We start from the raw sequence: 14,542 nt of genomic DNA on the forward strand, positions 1-14,542 counted from the left end.
AGACCCCAATGGCCCTGACTCCTGAATACGACAGCTTCGCCCGCGCCTATGAGGCAGGCGAGAACCAGGTCGTTTACACCCGATTGGCCGCTGATCTGGATACGCCGGTGTCGCTGATGCTCAAGCTGACGGGCGCGCAGAAAGACGCGTTCATGCTGGAATCAGTGACAGGCGGCGAGGTGCGCGGCCGGTACTCGATCATCGGAATGAAGCCCGATCTGATCTGGCGTTGCCGGGGGGAAGCGTCCGAACTGAACCGTTCCGCCCGCTTCGACCACGAAGCTTTCGATCCGCAAACCGGCAATCCCATGGACAACCTGCGGGCATTGCTGGCCGAAAGCCGGATCGACCTGCCCGATGATCTGCCGCAGGCCGCTGCCGGGCTGTTTGGATATCTGGGCTATGACATGGTGCGGCTGGTGGAATACCTGCCCAATGTGAACCCTGATCCGCTTGGGCTGCCTGATGCGGTGATGCTGCGCCCGTCAGTCGTAGCTGTGCTGGACGGCGTCAAGGGCGAGGTTACGGTTGTTTCGCCCGCCTGGGTCAGCGAAGGGCAATCGGCCAAAGCGGCCTATGCGCAGGCCGCCGAGCGTGTCATGGACGCCGTGCGGGATCTGGAACGCGCCATGCCTGCTGAATCGCGCGATCTTGGCGATGCATCGGAAGTCGCGACTCCGCAGTCGAACTTCACCAAGTCCGGCTACATGGAAGCGGTTGAAAAAGCCAAGGAATACATCCGTGCGGGCGATATCTTTCAGGTCGTCCCGGCGCAGCGCTGGACGCAAGATTTCCCTCAGCCGCCCTTTGCGCTCTATCGTTCGTTGCGTCGGACCAACCCTTCGCCCTTCATGTTCTATTTCAACTTCGGCGGATTTCAGGTCGTTGGCGCCAGCCCAGAAATTCTGGTGCGCGTCTTCGGCAATGAGGTCACGATCCGTCCCATCGCTGGCACCCGCCCGCGGGGTGCGACGCCCGAAGAGGACAAGGCGAATGAGGTCAACTTGCTGGCCGACAAGAAAGAACTGGCCGAGCATCTGATGCTGCTGGATCTGGGCCGCAACGATACGGGGCGCGTGTCCAAGATTGGCACTGTCCGCCCGACTGAAGAGTTCATCATCGAACGCTACAGCCACGTGATGCACATCGTCTCGAACGTGGTCGGAGAGCTGGCCGACGACAAAGACGCGCTGGACGCCTTCTTTGCCGGTATGCCCGCCGGGACCGTCTCAGGCGCACCGAAAGTGCGGGCGATGGAGATCATTGATGAGCTGGAACCCGAAAAGCGCGGTATCTATGGCGGCGGTGTCGGCTATTTCAGCGCGGGGGGCGACATGGATATGTGTATCGCCCTGCGCACAGCCATCGTGAAGGATCAAAAGCTTTACATCCAAGCCGGGGGCGGTGTGGTCTATGACAGCGACCCTGAGGCCGAGTTCATGGAAACAGTCCATAAATCCAACGCCATCCGCCGCGCTGCTGAGGATGCGGCGCGCTTCACCGGTTCGGGCAATAGCTGAAAATAGGCGCAGTTAACGCGCCTATTGAACCTGTCGCTTCATCACGGCCGAGATCGGTGCCATTGTCACGCGACCGCCACGATCCTCCAATCCCCAAACCAACAATGCCGAGATCGTGTCGGGGCGCAAACGACCCAACATCACAACCGAACCTTCTTGCCCGGCCCGAAAGGCCGCTTGATCCAGAAAGCGACGCATCACTTTCGGCTCCTGACGCGCACCGTCGATATCACGGAAGATTACGCTGGACGGAATGCCATTCCGCGCTGCCAGTTTCTGCACCGTGTTCAACCCATTGTCTTGAGTGATCAACCCGCGACCAGTGCCGCCTGCGATAGCCGCAACTTGATCAGCCAGCTTGCGGTTGCCCTGAATCCCCGTATCGACCCCTTCAAGGATGCCAACCGTTTCAGGTAGCATATCTAGCCATACAGACAGCGAGACCTCGGCATCCTGCGCGCTGGCTTCTTTGGGCAGGTCCGCCATCGCCAGAACCTCAAATCCTGCCGCGCGGTAACGGGCCATCTTTTCCGCAGCTTCGGGGTCGGACGGGCTGATGGCAAAGCTGATCGGATAAGGGAAGTCCTGCAACGCTTCGGCCCCATACGCGCCTTCGTCATCGATCAGAATGATCGACATCAGTGGCACCGAGCCGGGTTGGTCGAATTCGGCGGCATAAGCCTCGATCGGCTTGTTAGAAACTGGGGCCGCGTCGGCAGTTTCATCAACGGGTTCACCGCCGTCTCGCTCGGTCAGGGGAACAACGCGCCGGCCGACGCCCTGCGTCCCCTCGGTGGCCTGATCGGCCCCGATCTGTGGCACAGCGGCAATACGCGGCAGGGTACGGGGCGGTTCTTCATCCTTCGGCTCAACCGCAACGGGGTCTTGCGTTTCCGGTTCCGGCTCAACGGCGGCCACCTCGGGCAGCGGTTCGGAAACCGGAGTGTCTTCCGCTGGCGCAACCTCTTCCACCACCACCTCTTCGACAGGGGCCGGAGGTGTCGGAGCCTCCTCAATCACGGCAGGCACGTCTTCGGCAAGCGGAGCCTCGGCCAGTGCTTCAGGAACTTGAGGAGAGGTCGGAGCCTGTGGGGCAACAGGAGCTTCAGTTGCAATGGCCACGTCGGTGGTTTCAACCTGCTCGGCGCGATCGACCTGAACGGCGGTCTCATTCACTTCGGGGACAGTGTTCGGCGCGTTTTCAACTTCGGACAGCCCCGCCACAGTGTCGGGCGCATCCGCCGGGGCCGGATCAGGGGCAGGCAGCGTTAAAACATCGGCATCGGCGATCGTACCAACCTCGGCCTCGGTCACTTGCGGGGCTTCGATCTCGGCCGGTTCAGGGGCTTTTTCAACCACCTCCGGTTTTCGCGTCAGGGGGGTATTCAGCGACAACGCCGCGCCCAGCAGCAATACAACGACCGCACCTGCGATCATTCCACCCACAAATCCGCCCATAATAATTGCCTCTCGTCCAATTCCTGCGTCGACTGTCAATGTGCCGTCTTCTGCGACACTCACCTTGCAGGCGCGTCAGGTCGGATGTCCTCTTGACGCTGCCCCGCAAGCCTGAGCATGTATGTCCCGACATTATATCGCGGCTCGGGGCTGCATCGCCAGTCCGAAATGCCCAATCTAAGACAAGTGCTCACATGCTGCTGCTGATCGACAACTACGACTCGTTTACCTACAACCTCGTCCACTATTTAGGCGAACTTGGGGCCGAAATGGTGATCCGGCGCAACGACGCATTGGATGTGCAAGAAGCGATGGCCATGAACCCGACAGGCATCTTGCTCAGCCCTGGCCCCTGTGATCCTGATCAGGCCGGCATCTGCCTGGCTCTGACCAAGGCCGCGGCAGAAACGCAGACACCGCTGATGGGTGTGTGCCTTGGACATCAGACCATCGGTCAGGCTTTTGGTGGCGACGTCATCCGCTGTCACGAGATCGTCCACGGCAAGATGGGCACCATGCACCATACAAGCAAAGGTCTGTTCGCAGGCCTGCCATCGCCGTTTGAGGCGACGCGCTATCACTCGCTGGTTGTGGACCGTAACACCCTGCCCGACTGCCTTGAAATCACGGCAGAATTGGAGGACGGCACCATCATGGGTCTGCAACATAAAGAATTGCCCATTCATGGCGTTCAGTTCCACCCAGAATCCATCGCATCCGAGCACGGCCACGCCCTGCTCAAGAATTTCCTGTCCGAGATGAAAGTTCCCGCATGAGCGACGCTCTGAAACCGCTGATCGGGGCCGCCGCCGACCGGCCCCTGACCCGCGCCGAGGCTGAACAGGCCTTTGGCATTCTGTTTGACGGTGCTGCCACGCCCAGCCAGATCGGCGGGCTGCTGATGGCCATGCGCACCCGGGGCGAAACAGTCGAGGAATACGCCGCCGCCGCCGCTGTCATGCGCGCCAAATGCAACGCAGTCCAAGCGCCCGAGGGCGCGATGGACATCGTCGGCACTGGCGGAGACGGCAAAGGCACTCTGAACATCTCGACCGCAACCGCTTTTGTGGTTGCCGGCGCCGGGGTGACAGTAGCTAAGCACGGAAACCGCAACCTCAGCTCGAAATCCGGGGCCGCTGATGCGCTGGGACAGTTGGGGATCAATGTTATGGTCGGCCCGGAAACAGTTGAAAAGGCGCTGCAAGAGGCCGGGATCGGGTTCATGATGGCCCCGATGCACCACCCGGCGATCGCCCATGTCATGCCCACACGGCAAGAGCTTGGGACTCGCACGATCTTCAATATTCTTGGTCCGCTGACCAACCCTGCAGGCGTCAAACGGCAACTGACCGGCGCGTTCAGCCGCGATCTGATCCGCCCGATGGCTGAGACTTTGGGTCTACTGGGCGCCGACCGCGCGTGGTTGGTGCATGGATCCGACGGAACGGATGAGTTGACCATCACCGGTGTAAGCTGGGTTGCCGCGCTAGAGGATGGACGCGTCAAAGAGGTCGAATTGCACCCCGAGGACGCTGGCCTGCCGGTTCACCCTTTCGAGGACATCTTAGGTGGCACACCCGAAGAAAACGCGGTTGCGTTCCGAGCATTGCTGGACGGCCAACCATCGGCCTATCGGGATGCGGTTTTGCTGAATGCCGCAGCCGCGCTGGTGGTTGCGGATGCGGCCTCGGACCTCAAGGACGGGGTTGCCAAGGCAGCCGAAAGCATCGACAGCGGAAACGCGAAAGACAAAATTGCCATTGTGGCCCGTATTACTCAGGAGGCCGCATGACCGGGACGGTACTGGACAAGATCAAGGCCTACAAACTTGAGGAAGTTGCATCAGACAAGACGTATAAATCGCTGGAAACGCTCGAAGAAGAAGCGCGAGAAGCCGGTGAGACACGCGGATTTGCAGCAGCCATTCAATCCGCTGCCCGCACAGGGTATGGCCTGATCGCCGAGATCAAGAAAGCCAGCCCATCCAAAGGCTTGATCCGTCCCGATTTTGACCCACCCGCCTTGGCCAAAGCCTATGCGGAGGGCGGGGCCACTTGTTTGTCCGTATTGACGGACACACCCAGCTTTCAGGGCGACAAACCGTTCCTAACCGCTGCGCGTGCCGCCTGTTCACTGCCTGCACTGCGCAAGGATTTCATGTATGACCCCTATCAGGTGGTCGAAGCGCGTGCGCTGGGGGCAGATTGTATCCTTATCATCATGGCCTCGGTCGAGGACGCTCAGGCCGCAGAGTTGGAACAGACCGCTTTCGACTGGGGCATGGACGTTCTGATCGAGGTGCATGACGAGGAAGAGCTTGAGCGTGCGACAGGCCTCAAAAGCCCTCTGATCGGGATAAACAACCGCAATCTCAAGACGTTCGAGACAACTCTTGATACCACCCGTCGCTTGTCAAAACTGGTGCCCGGCGATCGCACTATTGTCTGCGAAAGCGGTCTAAGCACCCCCGACGACCTTGCAGATATGGCCCGCTATGGTGCGCGCAGTTTCCTGATAGGCGAAAGCCTGATGCGGCAAGGCGACGTCGCCTCGGCTACGCGCCACCTGCTGGCCAATCCTCTCATCCCCGGAGTGATGTGATGCCGTTAACTCATTTCGACGCACAGGGTCAGGCGCATATGGTCGACGTGTCTGAAAAGGCGGTTACAAATCGGGTCGCCGTTGCTTCCGGACACATTAAAATGGCGCAGGAAACCTTTGATTTGATATCAGAAGGCCGGGCCAAAAAGGGCGATGTTCTGGGCGTGGCCCGACTGGCCGGAATCATGGGCGCCAAGAAAACACCGGACCTTATCCCACTATGTCACCCGCTGCCTGTCACCAAGGTCGCGGTTGAACTGACGTTGGACCCAGAATTACCCGGTGTGCAGATTGAGGCGACCGTCAAGACCTCGGGCCAGACGGGCGTCGAGATGGAAGCGTTGACGGCCGCCTCGACCGCCGCCTTGACCGTCTATGACATGACCAAGGCTGTGGACAAGGCGATGGAGATCGGCGGCATTCGCGTATTGCTGAAAGATGGTGGTAAATCAGGTCGATACGAGGCGTCATGATCTCAGTCGAAGACGCCCGCGCGCTGCTGTTCAAGCTGGTTTCGCCCCTGCCGTCCGAAACCGTTTCCTTGGCAGACTCTGCAGGCCGGTGCCTGGCCGCTGACGTCGTTGCCACACGGGATCAACCACCCTTTGCGGCCTCGTCGATGGATGGTTACGCGGTCAAAGCCGCAGAGGTCGAACTGCACGCCATGTTCAAAGTCGTCGGCGAAGCCGCAGCTGGGCGGCGGTTTCCAGGCACAGTGGGTCCGGGACAAGCCGTGCGCATCTTTACTGGCGCACCCGTTCCTGACGGAGCCGATTTCGTCGTGATCCAAGAGGACACAGACCGACGCGACGATCTGTTGACCATCACCGACGAGCCGGGGGAAAAGACCAACATCCGCCCCGCCGGGGTCGACTTCAAAAGCGGCACAAAAATAAGCGCACCCAGACTGTTACGACCCGAAGATGTTGCGCTGATGGCCGCAATGAACATCGCGGAAGTACCCGTTGCGCGAAAGCCGGTCGTCGCGCTGATTTCCACCGGAGACGAATTGGTCATGCCGGGCGAGATCCCCGGACCAGATCAAATCATCGCGTCCAATACATTCGGCCTGAAGGCGCTGCTGGAGAAGACCGGAGCACATGTGCGCGTCCTGCCGATTGCGCGTGACACGCAATCGTCTCTGGAAACCGCGTTTGGTTTGGCTGAAGGGGCCGATCTGGTCGTGACGATCGGTGGCGCATCGGTCGGTGATTACGACTTGGTCTCTGATGTCTCAAGCAATTTGGGGATGGAGCGCGCCTTCTACAAAATCCGGATGCGTCCCGGGAAGCCTCTGATGGCCGGACGACTAGGGCAAAGCGCGATGATTGGCCTGCCGGGAAATCCCGTGAGTGCAATGGTTTGCGGCTATCTCTTCCTTGTTCCGATGATCCGCCGGATGTTGGGAATTGAAGAGGTTCTTCAACCCTTCCGCACTGCAAAACTGGCGGCCGATATCAGCCAGAACGGGCCACGTGAACACTACATGCGCGCCGTTTTGGACCGTGAAGGCATCCGCGCCTGCGATGATCAGGACAGTTCGCTGCTAAGCGTTCTAGCACAAGCCAACGCCCTGTTAGTGCGCCAGCCCCATGACCCTGCGCGCTCGGCTGGGGACGAGGTTCCGTACCTGCCGATCTGATGCGCCAAAACCATTGACACAAAACGTGAACATGCGTAGAACAAAAGAAAACGCATGACCGACGAGGTGTGAGCAATGCTGACCAAGAAGCAGTTGGATTTGTTGGAATTCATCCACAAACGCGTTCAAGCGGATGGTGTTCCCCCCAGTTTTGACGAGATGAAGGCGGCGCTGGACCTGCGGTCCAAGTCCGGCATCCACAGATTGATCACCGCGCTCGAGGAACGCGGCTTTATTCGTCGCCTCGCCCACCGCGCCCGTGCGATTGAGATTGTGAAACTGCCCGAAAGCCTTGGGGGTGAGCCTACGGCCGCATTCAAGCCGCGTGTGATCGAAGGCGACAGGCCCGATGGCCCGCGCCCAGCCAATTTTGACCCCGTGACCGTTGACGCAATGGAATTGCCCGTCATGGGTCGCATCGCCGCCGGTGTCCCGATTGAGGCGATCAGCCATGTCTCGCACCGTGTTGCAGTGCCGGGCACAATGGTCTCTGGCAAGGGTGAGCATTACGCGCTTGAGGTGCGGGGTGATTCCATGATCGACGCCGGAATCAATGACGGGGACGTCGTGGTGATCCGAGAAACCTCGGTCGCGGATAATGGCGATATCGTCGTGGCGCTGGTCGAAGATCAGGAAGCCACGCTAAAGCGGTTTTTCCGGCGTGGGCATGCGATTGCGCTTGAGGCCGCGAACCCCGCCTACGAAACCCGAGTGCTGCCCGAGGACAAGGTCAAGGTACAAGGCCGGTTGGTCGGCCTGATCCGAAGCTACTGAGCCCGTTTGTCGCCGCGTGTTTTCGGAGACCACAGCCGGTCTCCGACAATCTTTCGGCTGGTCATGACCGTACTTCCAGACAGGGCAAGACTGCCGGTTTGTAACAGCCGCGCAGGATCATAGAGATCACAGTCCCCCTTCAGATCAACCTCTACGGCAGCAATCACGATCTGGTTCGACGTGCAGTCCCCAAATCCCGAGGCTGCTCGTTTTCCCGTCAGGTGAATCAGCTCTTTCCCGCGCCATAAATACCGCTGGATAGCACTCGGCTCAGGCCAACGCGCCGCGGCATTGGGCTGCCCCACCCCGTCCCCATCGTTTTCCAGCCAGACCGTCGCAATAAATCCGCTGCCTTTTTCCTTGCTCAGCGCGCGGCCTTGATCGGTCATGACGCCCACCAGCCCGCCTGAATCAGCAATCAGAACCTCGGGGCGTTGGCCTTGCCCCCACAGCAAAAAGGCAGCCGCCACGGCGCTGACCCCCAGCCATCTTGAACGCCCTTGCCAAAGGGCGATCCACAACGCTCCACATGCACAGAGAGGCAGTACGTAACCGGGCGGGCTTGCGACATGTCCAACGGCGCCCTCCAACCCCGAGACCCGTTCGGACACCAGCAATATCCACTCCAGCCCAAGCCCCATTACTCCCAGCGCCAGTGATTCCAGCCCGAAGGGGGCCAGCAAGGCAGCAACCACCGCGGCAGGCACCACGACCATGCCCATGACCGGCACGGACAGCATGTTTGCCACCAGGCCATAGTGCGACATCGTGTTAAAATGCGCCGCTCCGATCGGCGCCGTCGCCAGCCCTGCAATTGCAGAGGACATAAACAACCCGGCTACTGGTTTCAGCCATTTGGGTCCAGGCAACGGCCCGACATCGCGCAATTGGCCGAAGACAGCCACCAAAGCGGTGGTGGCAGCAAAGGACATCTGAAAACCGGGGCTCAACAGCGATTCCGGCCGCAGAATCAATACGATCAGCGCGGCAACGGCCACCGCGCGCAACGAAATGGCCCGGCGGTCGATGAGTACCGCCCCTAGCATGACGCTGACCATGACAAAGGCACGCTCGGTCGCAACGCTACCGCCTGACAGCATCAGATAGACCGTCGCCGCGATCAGCGCCCCGATCGCGGCCAGTTTGCGCACAGGCCATCTGAGCGCCAAGACGGGCACTGCTGACAGGCCGATACGGAGCGCAAGATACACAAAGCCCGTCAACAGCCCCATATGTAGGCCCGAGATGGCCAGAAGATGCGCCAGATTAGACGCGCGCAGGGATTCCAGCGTGTTCTGACCCATACCGCTGCGATTTCCGGTGGTGACGGCTGCGGCGAAACCTCCGACCTCACCAGGCAGGATGGATCGGACATGCCCGGATATCGCCATACGCCACGCTGTGATCTGCACCCCTTCGGGATTTGCTGCGGCAATCGTCAGGACCGGTACGCGTGTATATCCCACCGCGCCGAGGCTTTGAAACCATGCATGGCGGCGAAAGTCGAAACCACCGGGCTCCACCGGACCTTGCGGTGGCGACAGATGCCCTGTGGTCATGATGCGCTGCCCCGGTTCGATCTGCGCCACTGGGCCATGTAGCGAGAGCCGGACGCGCTGCGGCCGACGAGCCTTGGGCACATCCCCTATCCGCACCCGATCCAATGTCACCCGCAGCGCATCCGACGCAGAGCGGTCAATGGCGACGACCCGCCCCTCGACCGGGCCATAGTATCGCCACGACAAAACCGGCTCTGCCACCGTATGGGCGCGGATACCGGCCAGTATGAACCCGACCGCGATCAGCGCCCCCCCGATTGCCAACGAGGCCCAGCCGGACCGTGCCTTGCGGGCTAACCCCCAAGCCGCAAGAACGACCGCGCCGAGACAAACGTAGACTTGCCAAGCCGGTTCGAACCGGAGCGAGAAATACAGACCGATCCCCATCGCCAGACACACAGGAGACCATGGAAACAGGTACCCGGTCTGGTTCAGCAATGCGGCTTCGACCCGGGCCAGAACACGCATGGTTGCCCCCGTCCCTCAGCCTCGTTAGACAGGCGCCAAACTATGCCCGACACGGTTACCAAAAGGTTAATCCACACAATGTCCGATCAGGTCGTCACCCGTTTCGCCCCCTCGCCCACCGGTTTTCTACATATCGGCGGCGCGCGCACCGCGCTGTTTAATTGGCTTTATGCCCGTGGCCGCGGTGGCAAGTTCCTGCTGCGGATCGAGGACACCGACCGCGAGCGCTCGACCCCCGAGGCGACGGCAGCCATCCTGCAAGGTATGGCGTGGCTGGGTCTGGACCATGATGGCGATGTAATCAGCCAGTTCGAGGGCGCGGCGCGTCATGCCGAAGTGGCCAACCAGCTGCTGGCCGAGGGCAAGGCGTATAAATGCTTTGCCACCCAAGATGAAATCGCCGCCTTCCGCGAACAAGCGAAGGCCGAGGGCAAATCGACCCTGTACCGCAGCCCCTGGCGCGACGCCGACGCCGCGACCCATCCAGACGCACCTTTTGTGGTCCGCATCAAGGCCCCGCAGGACGGCGCGACCGTGATCCGCGATCAGGTTCAGGGGGACGTGACCATCCGCAACGATCAGTTGGACGACATGATCCTGCTGCGTTCGGACGGGACACCGGTTTATATGCTGGCCGTGGTGGTGGACGATCACGATATGGGGGTGACCCACGTGATCCGGGGCGACGACCACCTGAACAACGCAGCGCGTCAGATGATGATCTATCAGGCCATGGGCTGGGACGTTCCAGTCTGGGCCCATATCCCGCTTATCCATGGGCCCGACGGCAAGAAACTGTCGAAACGCCACGGCGCGTTGGGCGCTCAGGAGTATCAGGCCATGGGCTATCCTGCCGCCGGCATGCGCAACTATCTGGCGCGTCTGGGCTGGAGTCACGGCGATGACGAGTTTTTCACCGACGCACAGGCGAAGGAATGGTTCGATCTGGACGGGATCGGCAAAAGCCCGGCCCGGTTCGATCTGAAAAAGCTAGAAAATCTGTGCGGGCAACATATCGCTATCTCGGACGATGCTGCACTGCGGCAGGAAATCGAAGCTTACCTTGATGCGGCCCAATTGCCAGCGCTAACCGATACACAATCGAGTGATCTGGAACGTGCGATGTATTGCCTCAAGGATCGGGCCCGCACCTTCCCGGAACTACTTGAAAAGGCCCATTTTGCCCTGACTTCCCGCCCCATCAAACCAGATGAGAAAGCGGCCAAGGCGCTGGCATCAGTATCCGATGGTATACTGAATGAATTGACGCCGCAGTTGCAAAATGTTAGCTGGTCGCGGAGCGAACTGGAGGAAGCCTTGAATTCCTTTGCGGAAGCCAAGGGCGTCAAGTTCGGCAAGCTGGCGGGGCCGTTGCGCGCCGTCCTGGCGGGTCGGGCCGTAACTCCTTCGGTTTTTGACATGATGCTTGTGCTGGGCCAGGAGGAAACTCTGGCGCGGCTATCTGATGCAGCGAACTAAACCCGATCTTCACATTTGGGTAACGCTGCTCCGCTAACACCCGGACTGCGCGCGTGCGCGCATCCGTTGCCCGCAGGATCGGACAGCGTTCCGTTTTGCGCAAGATTGAGGAAGGGAAAATATGACCGACAGCAACAAATCAGCCACTCTTACCGTGCATGGCGAAACATATGAGCTGCCGATTCATTCGCCGACTGCCGGGCCTGATGTGATCGATATCCGCAAGCTGTACGGCACTGCGGGTGTGTTCACCTATGACCCCGGCTTCACCTCGACCGCCAGCTGTGACAGCACAATCACTTATATTGATGGCGAAAAAGGTGAACTGCTGCACCGTGGCTATCCGATTGACCAGCTGGCAGGCAAATCCCACTTCCTCGAGGTTTGCTACCTGCTGCTGTACGGAGAGCTGCCGACCGCGCCCGTTCTGGAAAAATTCGAATCCACCATCACGCGTCACACCATGCTGCACGAGCAAATGCAGTATTTCTACCGTGGATTCCGTCGCGATGCGCACCCGATGGCGATCATGGTTGGTGTCGTCGGCGCAATGTCGGCCTTCTATCACGATTCAACCGATATCTCGGACCCTCATCAGCGCGAGGTTGCCTCGCATCGCCTGATCGCCAAGATGCCGACCATCGCGGCCTGGGCATACAAATATCACACCGGTCAGCCTTTCGTATATCCGCGAAACGATCTGGACTATGCGTCGAACTTTCTACGCATGTGCTTTAGCGTCCCGGCCGAGGAATATGAGGTGAACCCGATCCTCAGCCGCGCGATGGACCGCATCTTTACTCTCCACGCCGATCACGAGCAGAACGCCTCGACCTCGACCGTGCGTCTGGCCTCAAGCTCGGGTGCCAACCCGTTTGCCTGTATTGCGGCTGGCATCGCCTGCCTGTGGGGCCCTGCCCATGGTGGTGCGAACCAGGCATGTCTGGAGATGCTGGAAGAAATTGGCTCGGTCGAAAACATCCCCGAATACATCGCCCGCGCCAAGGACAAAAACGATCCGTTCCGTCTGATGGGCTTTGGCCACCGCGTCTACAAGAACTTTGACCCGCGCGCCAAGGTGATGAAGCAGTCGGCAGACGAAGTGCTGGATCTGCTGGGCATCGAAGACAACCCGAAGCTGCAGGTTGCCAAGGCGCTGGAAAAGCAGGCGCTGGAAGATCCGTATTTCGCCGAGAAGAAGCTGTTCCCGAACGTGGACTTCTATTCGGGTATCATCCTCGAGGCGATGGGCTTCCCGACCTCGATGTTCACGCCGATCTTTGCCCTGTCGCGCACCGTGGGCTGGGTCAGCCAGTGGAAAGAGATGATCGCCGATCCGCAGAACAAGATCGGTCGTCCGCGTCAGCTGTATCTGGGCGAGACCACCCGCGACTACGTCGATATCGAAAACCGCTGATATACCCTATCGACAAAGTAAAACCCCGCTACCTGGCGGGGTTTTTCATTTTGACAGCACCCGTTCAGTGGGCGAAATCGGGACGTTTCCGCCTATTTCGGCATGACCTTTCTCAGCGCTTTGATCGCGTCGTCCATTTTCTTTTTCGCATCACCGACCTTTTTGTGTAGCGTGCCGATTTTGGCCGCAACTTTGGACAGCTCTATCGTCGCCGGGCCCATCGCCGAGACATTGCCGCCCTTGATGATGTCATTGTATTTCGACAGGTCCTTGTTGGCCTTATCCAATTCTTGTTGTGATTTATGATAGACCGCCGTTGCGGCCTGCATCTTCTTCGCGGCTGCTTCGATTTCCTTGGGGGTACCCATCTTTTCCTCCTCAATAGTAACCTCAGCTTCGGGAGATATAGGGGCAGCCACGAGATATCCAGATGTGTTTCATCGCATGGCCAAAACTTAATATTCCCGTAAAAACAGACGCCTAAAAGCCAATGTTTAGCCGCAGAAAAACCACGACCTTTTGGGTTCAAAACAGAGCGAGCTGATCCCCCGGTTGCGCTGGTCTGGCAAACAGATCGCTTCGCAGAGGCGGCCTGCGCGTCGCAAGCCCAAGCCGTTTGACAGCCAAAGCAAACCGCTTTGCTATCAGCGCGGCATACTCGCCCTCACCGCGCATCCGGTGGCCCCAGCGCGGGTCATAGTCCCGACCGCCATGCATCTCGCGCAGTTTGGACATGACCTTTTCCGCGCGTGCGGGTTCGTGGTCGTGCAACCACTCTTGCCACAAGGTGGACACCTCCCGCGGAAGACGCAGCATGATCCAGCTTGCCGCATCCGCACCTGCGTCCCGGCCAGCCTCCAGTAGCGCCTCCAATTCATGGTCGGTCAGGCCCGGAACCAGGGGTGAGGTCATGACCCGCACTGGCACCCCTGCCCCGGTCAACCGGCGAATGGCCGCCAGACGGCGGTTCGGTGACGGCGCGCGTGGCTCCATCCGGCGGGACAGATCGGCGTCCAGAGTGGTCAGCGAAATTCCGACCCGCACCAACCCGTCCTGCGCCATCTCTGCCAGGATATCCAGATCGCGTTCGATCAGGGCCCCTTTGGTAACGATCCCAATAGGATGCCGGAAGTCCCGCAATACGGACAGACATTCCCGCGTGATCCTCAAATCCCGCTCAATCGGTTGATACGGGTCCGTATTTGTCCCCAGCGCAATGGTTGCCACCTTGTAACGCGGCGATGAAAGCTCTTTACGCAAGACAGCAGCCGCATTAGGCCGCGCGATCAGGCGGGTTTCAAAATCCAACCCCGGAGACAGCCCGAGATAGGCATGAGACGGGCGGGCAAAGCAGTAGACGCAGCCATGCTCACACCCCCGATACGGGTTGATCGAGCGGTCAAACGGCAGATCGGGCGACCGGTTATAGGTGATCAGACTGCGCGCGAATTCTGTTCGCACCTCGGTGCGCAGGGGCAGCAGATCTTCCTCAAGCTCCCACCCATCCGTGCAGGTCTCGGTCTCGAATTGTTCGAACCGGCCTGCTGCGTTGGTTGCGACACCGCGGGCTCGGACATGCGGTCGCGACATATTTTGTTTCCCTTTTGTTCTCACTCTCAAATTA

Annotated in this window: 13 protein-coding genes; 9 read left to right on the forward strand and 4 right to left on the reverse strand. The window is 59.9% G+C overall.

What is annotated here, in order from left to right:
* The first annotated feature begins 8 nt into the window (after window positions 1-8).
* Entirely contained in the window at window positions 9-1,520 is a 1,512-nt protein-coding gene (trpE, locus tag ACR0L1_RS03630) for an anthranilate synthase component I (protein ID WP_480857192.1), read from the forward strand.
* Window positions 1,521-1,541: 21 nt separating this feature from the next.
* Here the strand turns inward: trpE and ACR0L1_RS03635 are convergent, their stop codons facing one another.
* On the reverse strand, window positions 1,542-2,978 hold the full coding sequence (locus tag ACR0L1_RS03635) for a divergent polysaccharide deacetylase family protein (RefSeq protein ID WP_480857194.1): 1,437 nt from the start codon (window positions 2,976-2,978) through the stop codon (window positions 1,542-1,544).
* 194 nt (window positions 2,979-3,172) lie between these two features.
* Between ACR0L1_RS03635 and ACR0L1_RS03640 the strand changes: the two genes are divergently transcribed.
* The 6 genes from ACR0L1_RS03640 (at window position 3,173) to lexA (ending at window position 7,995) form a co-directional block, all read left to right on the forward strand.
* Window positions 3,173-3,754, forward strand: a complete 582-nt coding sequence (locus tag ACR0L1_RS03640) for an anthranilate synthase component II (RefSeq protein WP_480548074.1) — start codon at window positions 3,173-3,175, stop codon at window positions 3,752-3,754.
* Window positions 3,751-4,770, forward strand: coding sequence for an anthranilate phosphoribosyltransferase (trpD, locus tag ACR0L1_RS03645; RefSeq protein WP_480857196.1), 1,020 nt, complete (start codon window positions 3,751-3,753; stop codon window positions 4,768-4,770). The genes ACR0L1_RS03640 and trpD overlap by 4 nt, the downstream gene beginning before the upstream one ends.
* The gene (gene trpC, locus ACR0L1_RS03650) at window positions 4,767-5,579 is read left to right on the forward strand and encodes an indole-3-glycerol phosphate synthase TrpC (protein WP_480857198.1); all 813 of its coding nucleotides are present in this window, start codon (window positions 4,767-4,769) and stop codon (window positions 5,577-5,579) included. Before trpD ends, trpC begins: the two co-directional genes overlap by 4 nt.
* Window positions 5,579-6,052, forward strand: a complete 474-nt coding sequence (moaC, locus tag ACR0L1_RS03655) for a cyclic pyranopterin monophosphate synthase MoaC (RefSeq protein ID WP_480857200.1) — start codon at window positions 5,579-5,581, stop codon at window positions 6,050-6,052. Before trpC ends, moaC begins: the two co-directional genes overlap by 1 nt.
* Window positions 6,049-7,221 carry a molybdopterin molybdotransferase MoeA gene (locus ACR0L1_RS03660; RefSeq protein ID WP_480857202.1) on the forward strand — a complete coding sequence of 391 codons (1,173 nt, stop codon included), beginning with the start codon at window positions 6,049-6,051 and terminating at the stop codon, window positions 7,219-7,221. The genes moaC and ACR0L1_RS03660 overlap by 4 nt, the downstream gene beginning before the upstream one ends.
* Before the next feature lie 75 nt (window positions 7,222-7,296).
* Window positions 7,297-7,995, forward strand: a complete 699-nt coding sequence (gene lexA, locus ACR0L1_RS03665) for a transcriptional repressor LexA (RefSeq protein ID WP_170782463.1) — start codon at window positions 7,297-7,299, stop codon at window positions 7,993-7,995.
* Here lexA and ACR0L1_RS03670 read toward each other — a convergent pair.
* Entirely contained in the window at window positions 7,989-10,022 is a 2,034-nt protein-coding gene (locus ACR0L1_RS03670) for a ComEC/Rec2 family competence protein (RefSeq protein ID WP_480857203.1), read from the reverse strand. The two genes, lexA and ACR0L1_RS03670, sit on opposite strands and share 7 nt — an antisense overlap.
* A gap of 78 nt (window positions 10,023-10,100) precedes the next feature.
* Between ACR0L1_RS03670 and gltX the strand changes: the two genes are divergently transcribed.
* A complete protein-coding gene (gene gltX / locus ACR0L1_RS03675; RefSeq protein WP_480857809.1) occupies window positions 10,101-11,501 on the forward strand; it encodes a glutamate--tRNA ligase in 1,401 nt (466 codons plus the stop codon).
* A 121-nt stretch (window positions 11,502-11,622) separates the two neighbouring features.
* Window positions 11,623-12,918 (forward strand): citrate synthase, encoded by a 1,296-nt coding sequence (gene gltA, locus ACR0L1_RS03680; protein ID WP_170774233.1) that lies wholly within the window; start codon window positions 11,623-11,625, stop codon window positions 12,916-12,918.
* 92 nt (window positions 12,919-13,010) lie between these two features.
* Here gltA and ACR0L1_RS03685 read toward each other — a convergent pair whose 3' ends face one another.
* Together ACR0L1_RS03685 and ACR0L1_RS03690 are read right to left on the reverse strand one after the other, a co-directional pair.
* Window positions 13,011-13,286: a hypothetical protein gene (locus tag ACR0L1_RS03685; RefSeq protein WP_170782465.1), complete on the reverse strand. Its 276-nt coding sequence runs from the start codon at window positions 13,284-13,286 to the stop codon at window positions 13,011-13,013.
* A 157-nt stretch (window positions 13,287-13,443) separates the two neighbouring features.
* Window positions 13,444-14,508 carry a PA0069 family radical SAM protein gene (locus ACR0L1_RS03690; RefSeq protein ID WP_480857205.1) on the reverse strand — a complete coding sequence of 355 codons (1,065 nt, stop codon included), beginning with the start codon at window positions 14,506-14,508 and terminating at the stop codon, window positions 13,444-13,446.
* Between the last annotated feature and the right edge of the window lie 34 nt (window positions 14,509-14,542).

This window comes from Ruegeria sp. J8, assembly GCF_056531925.1.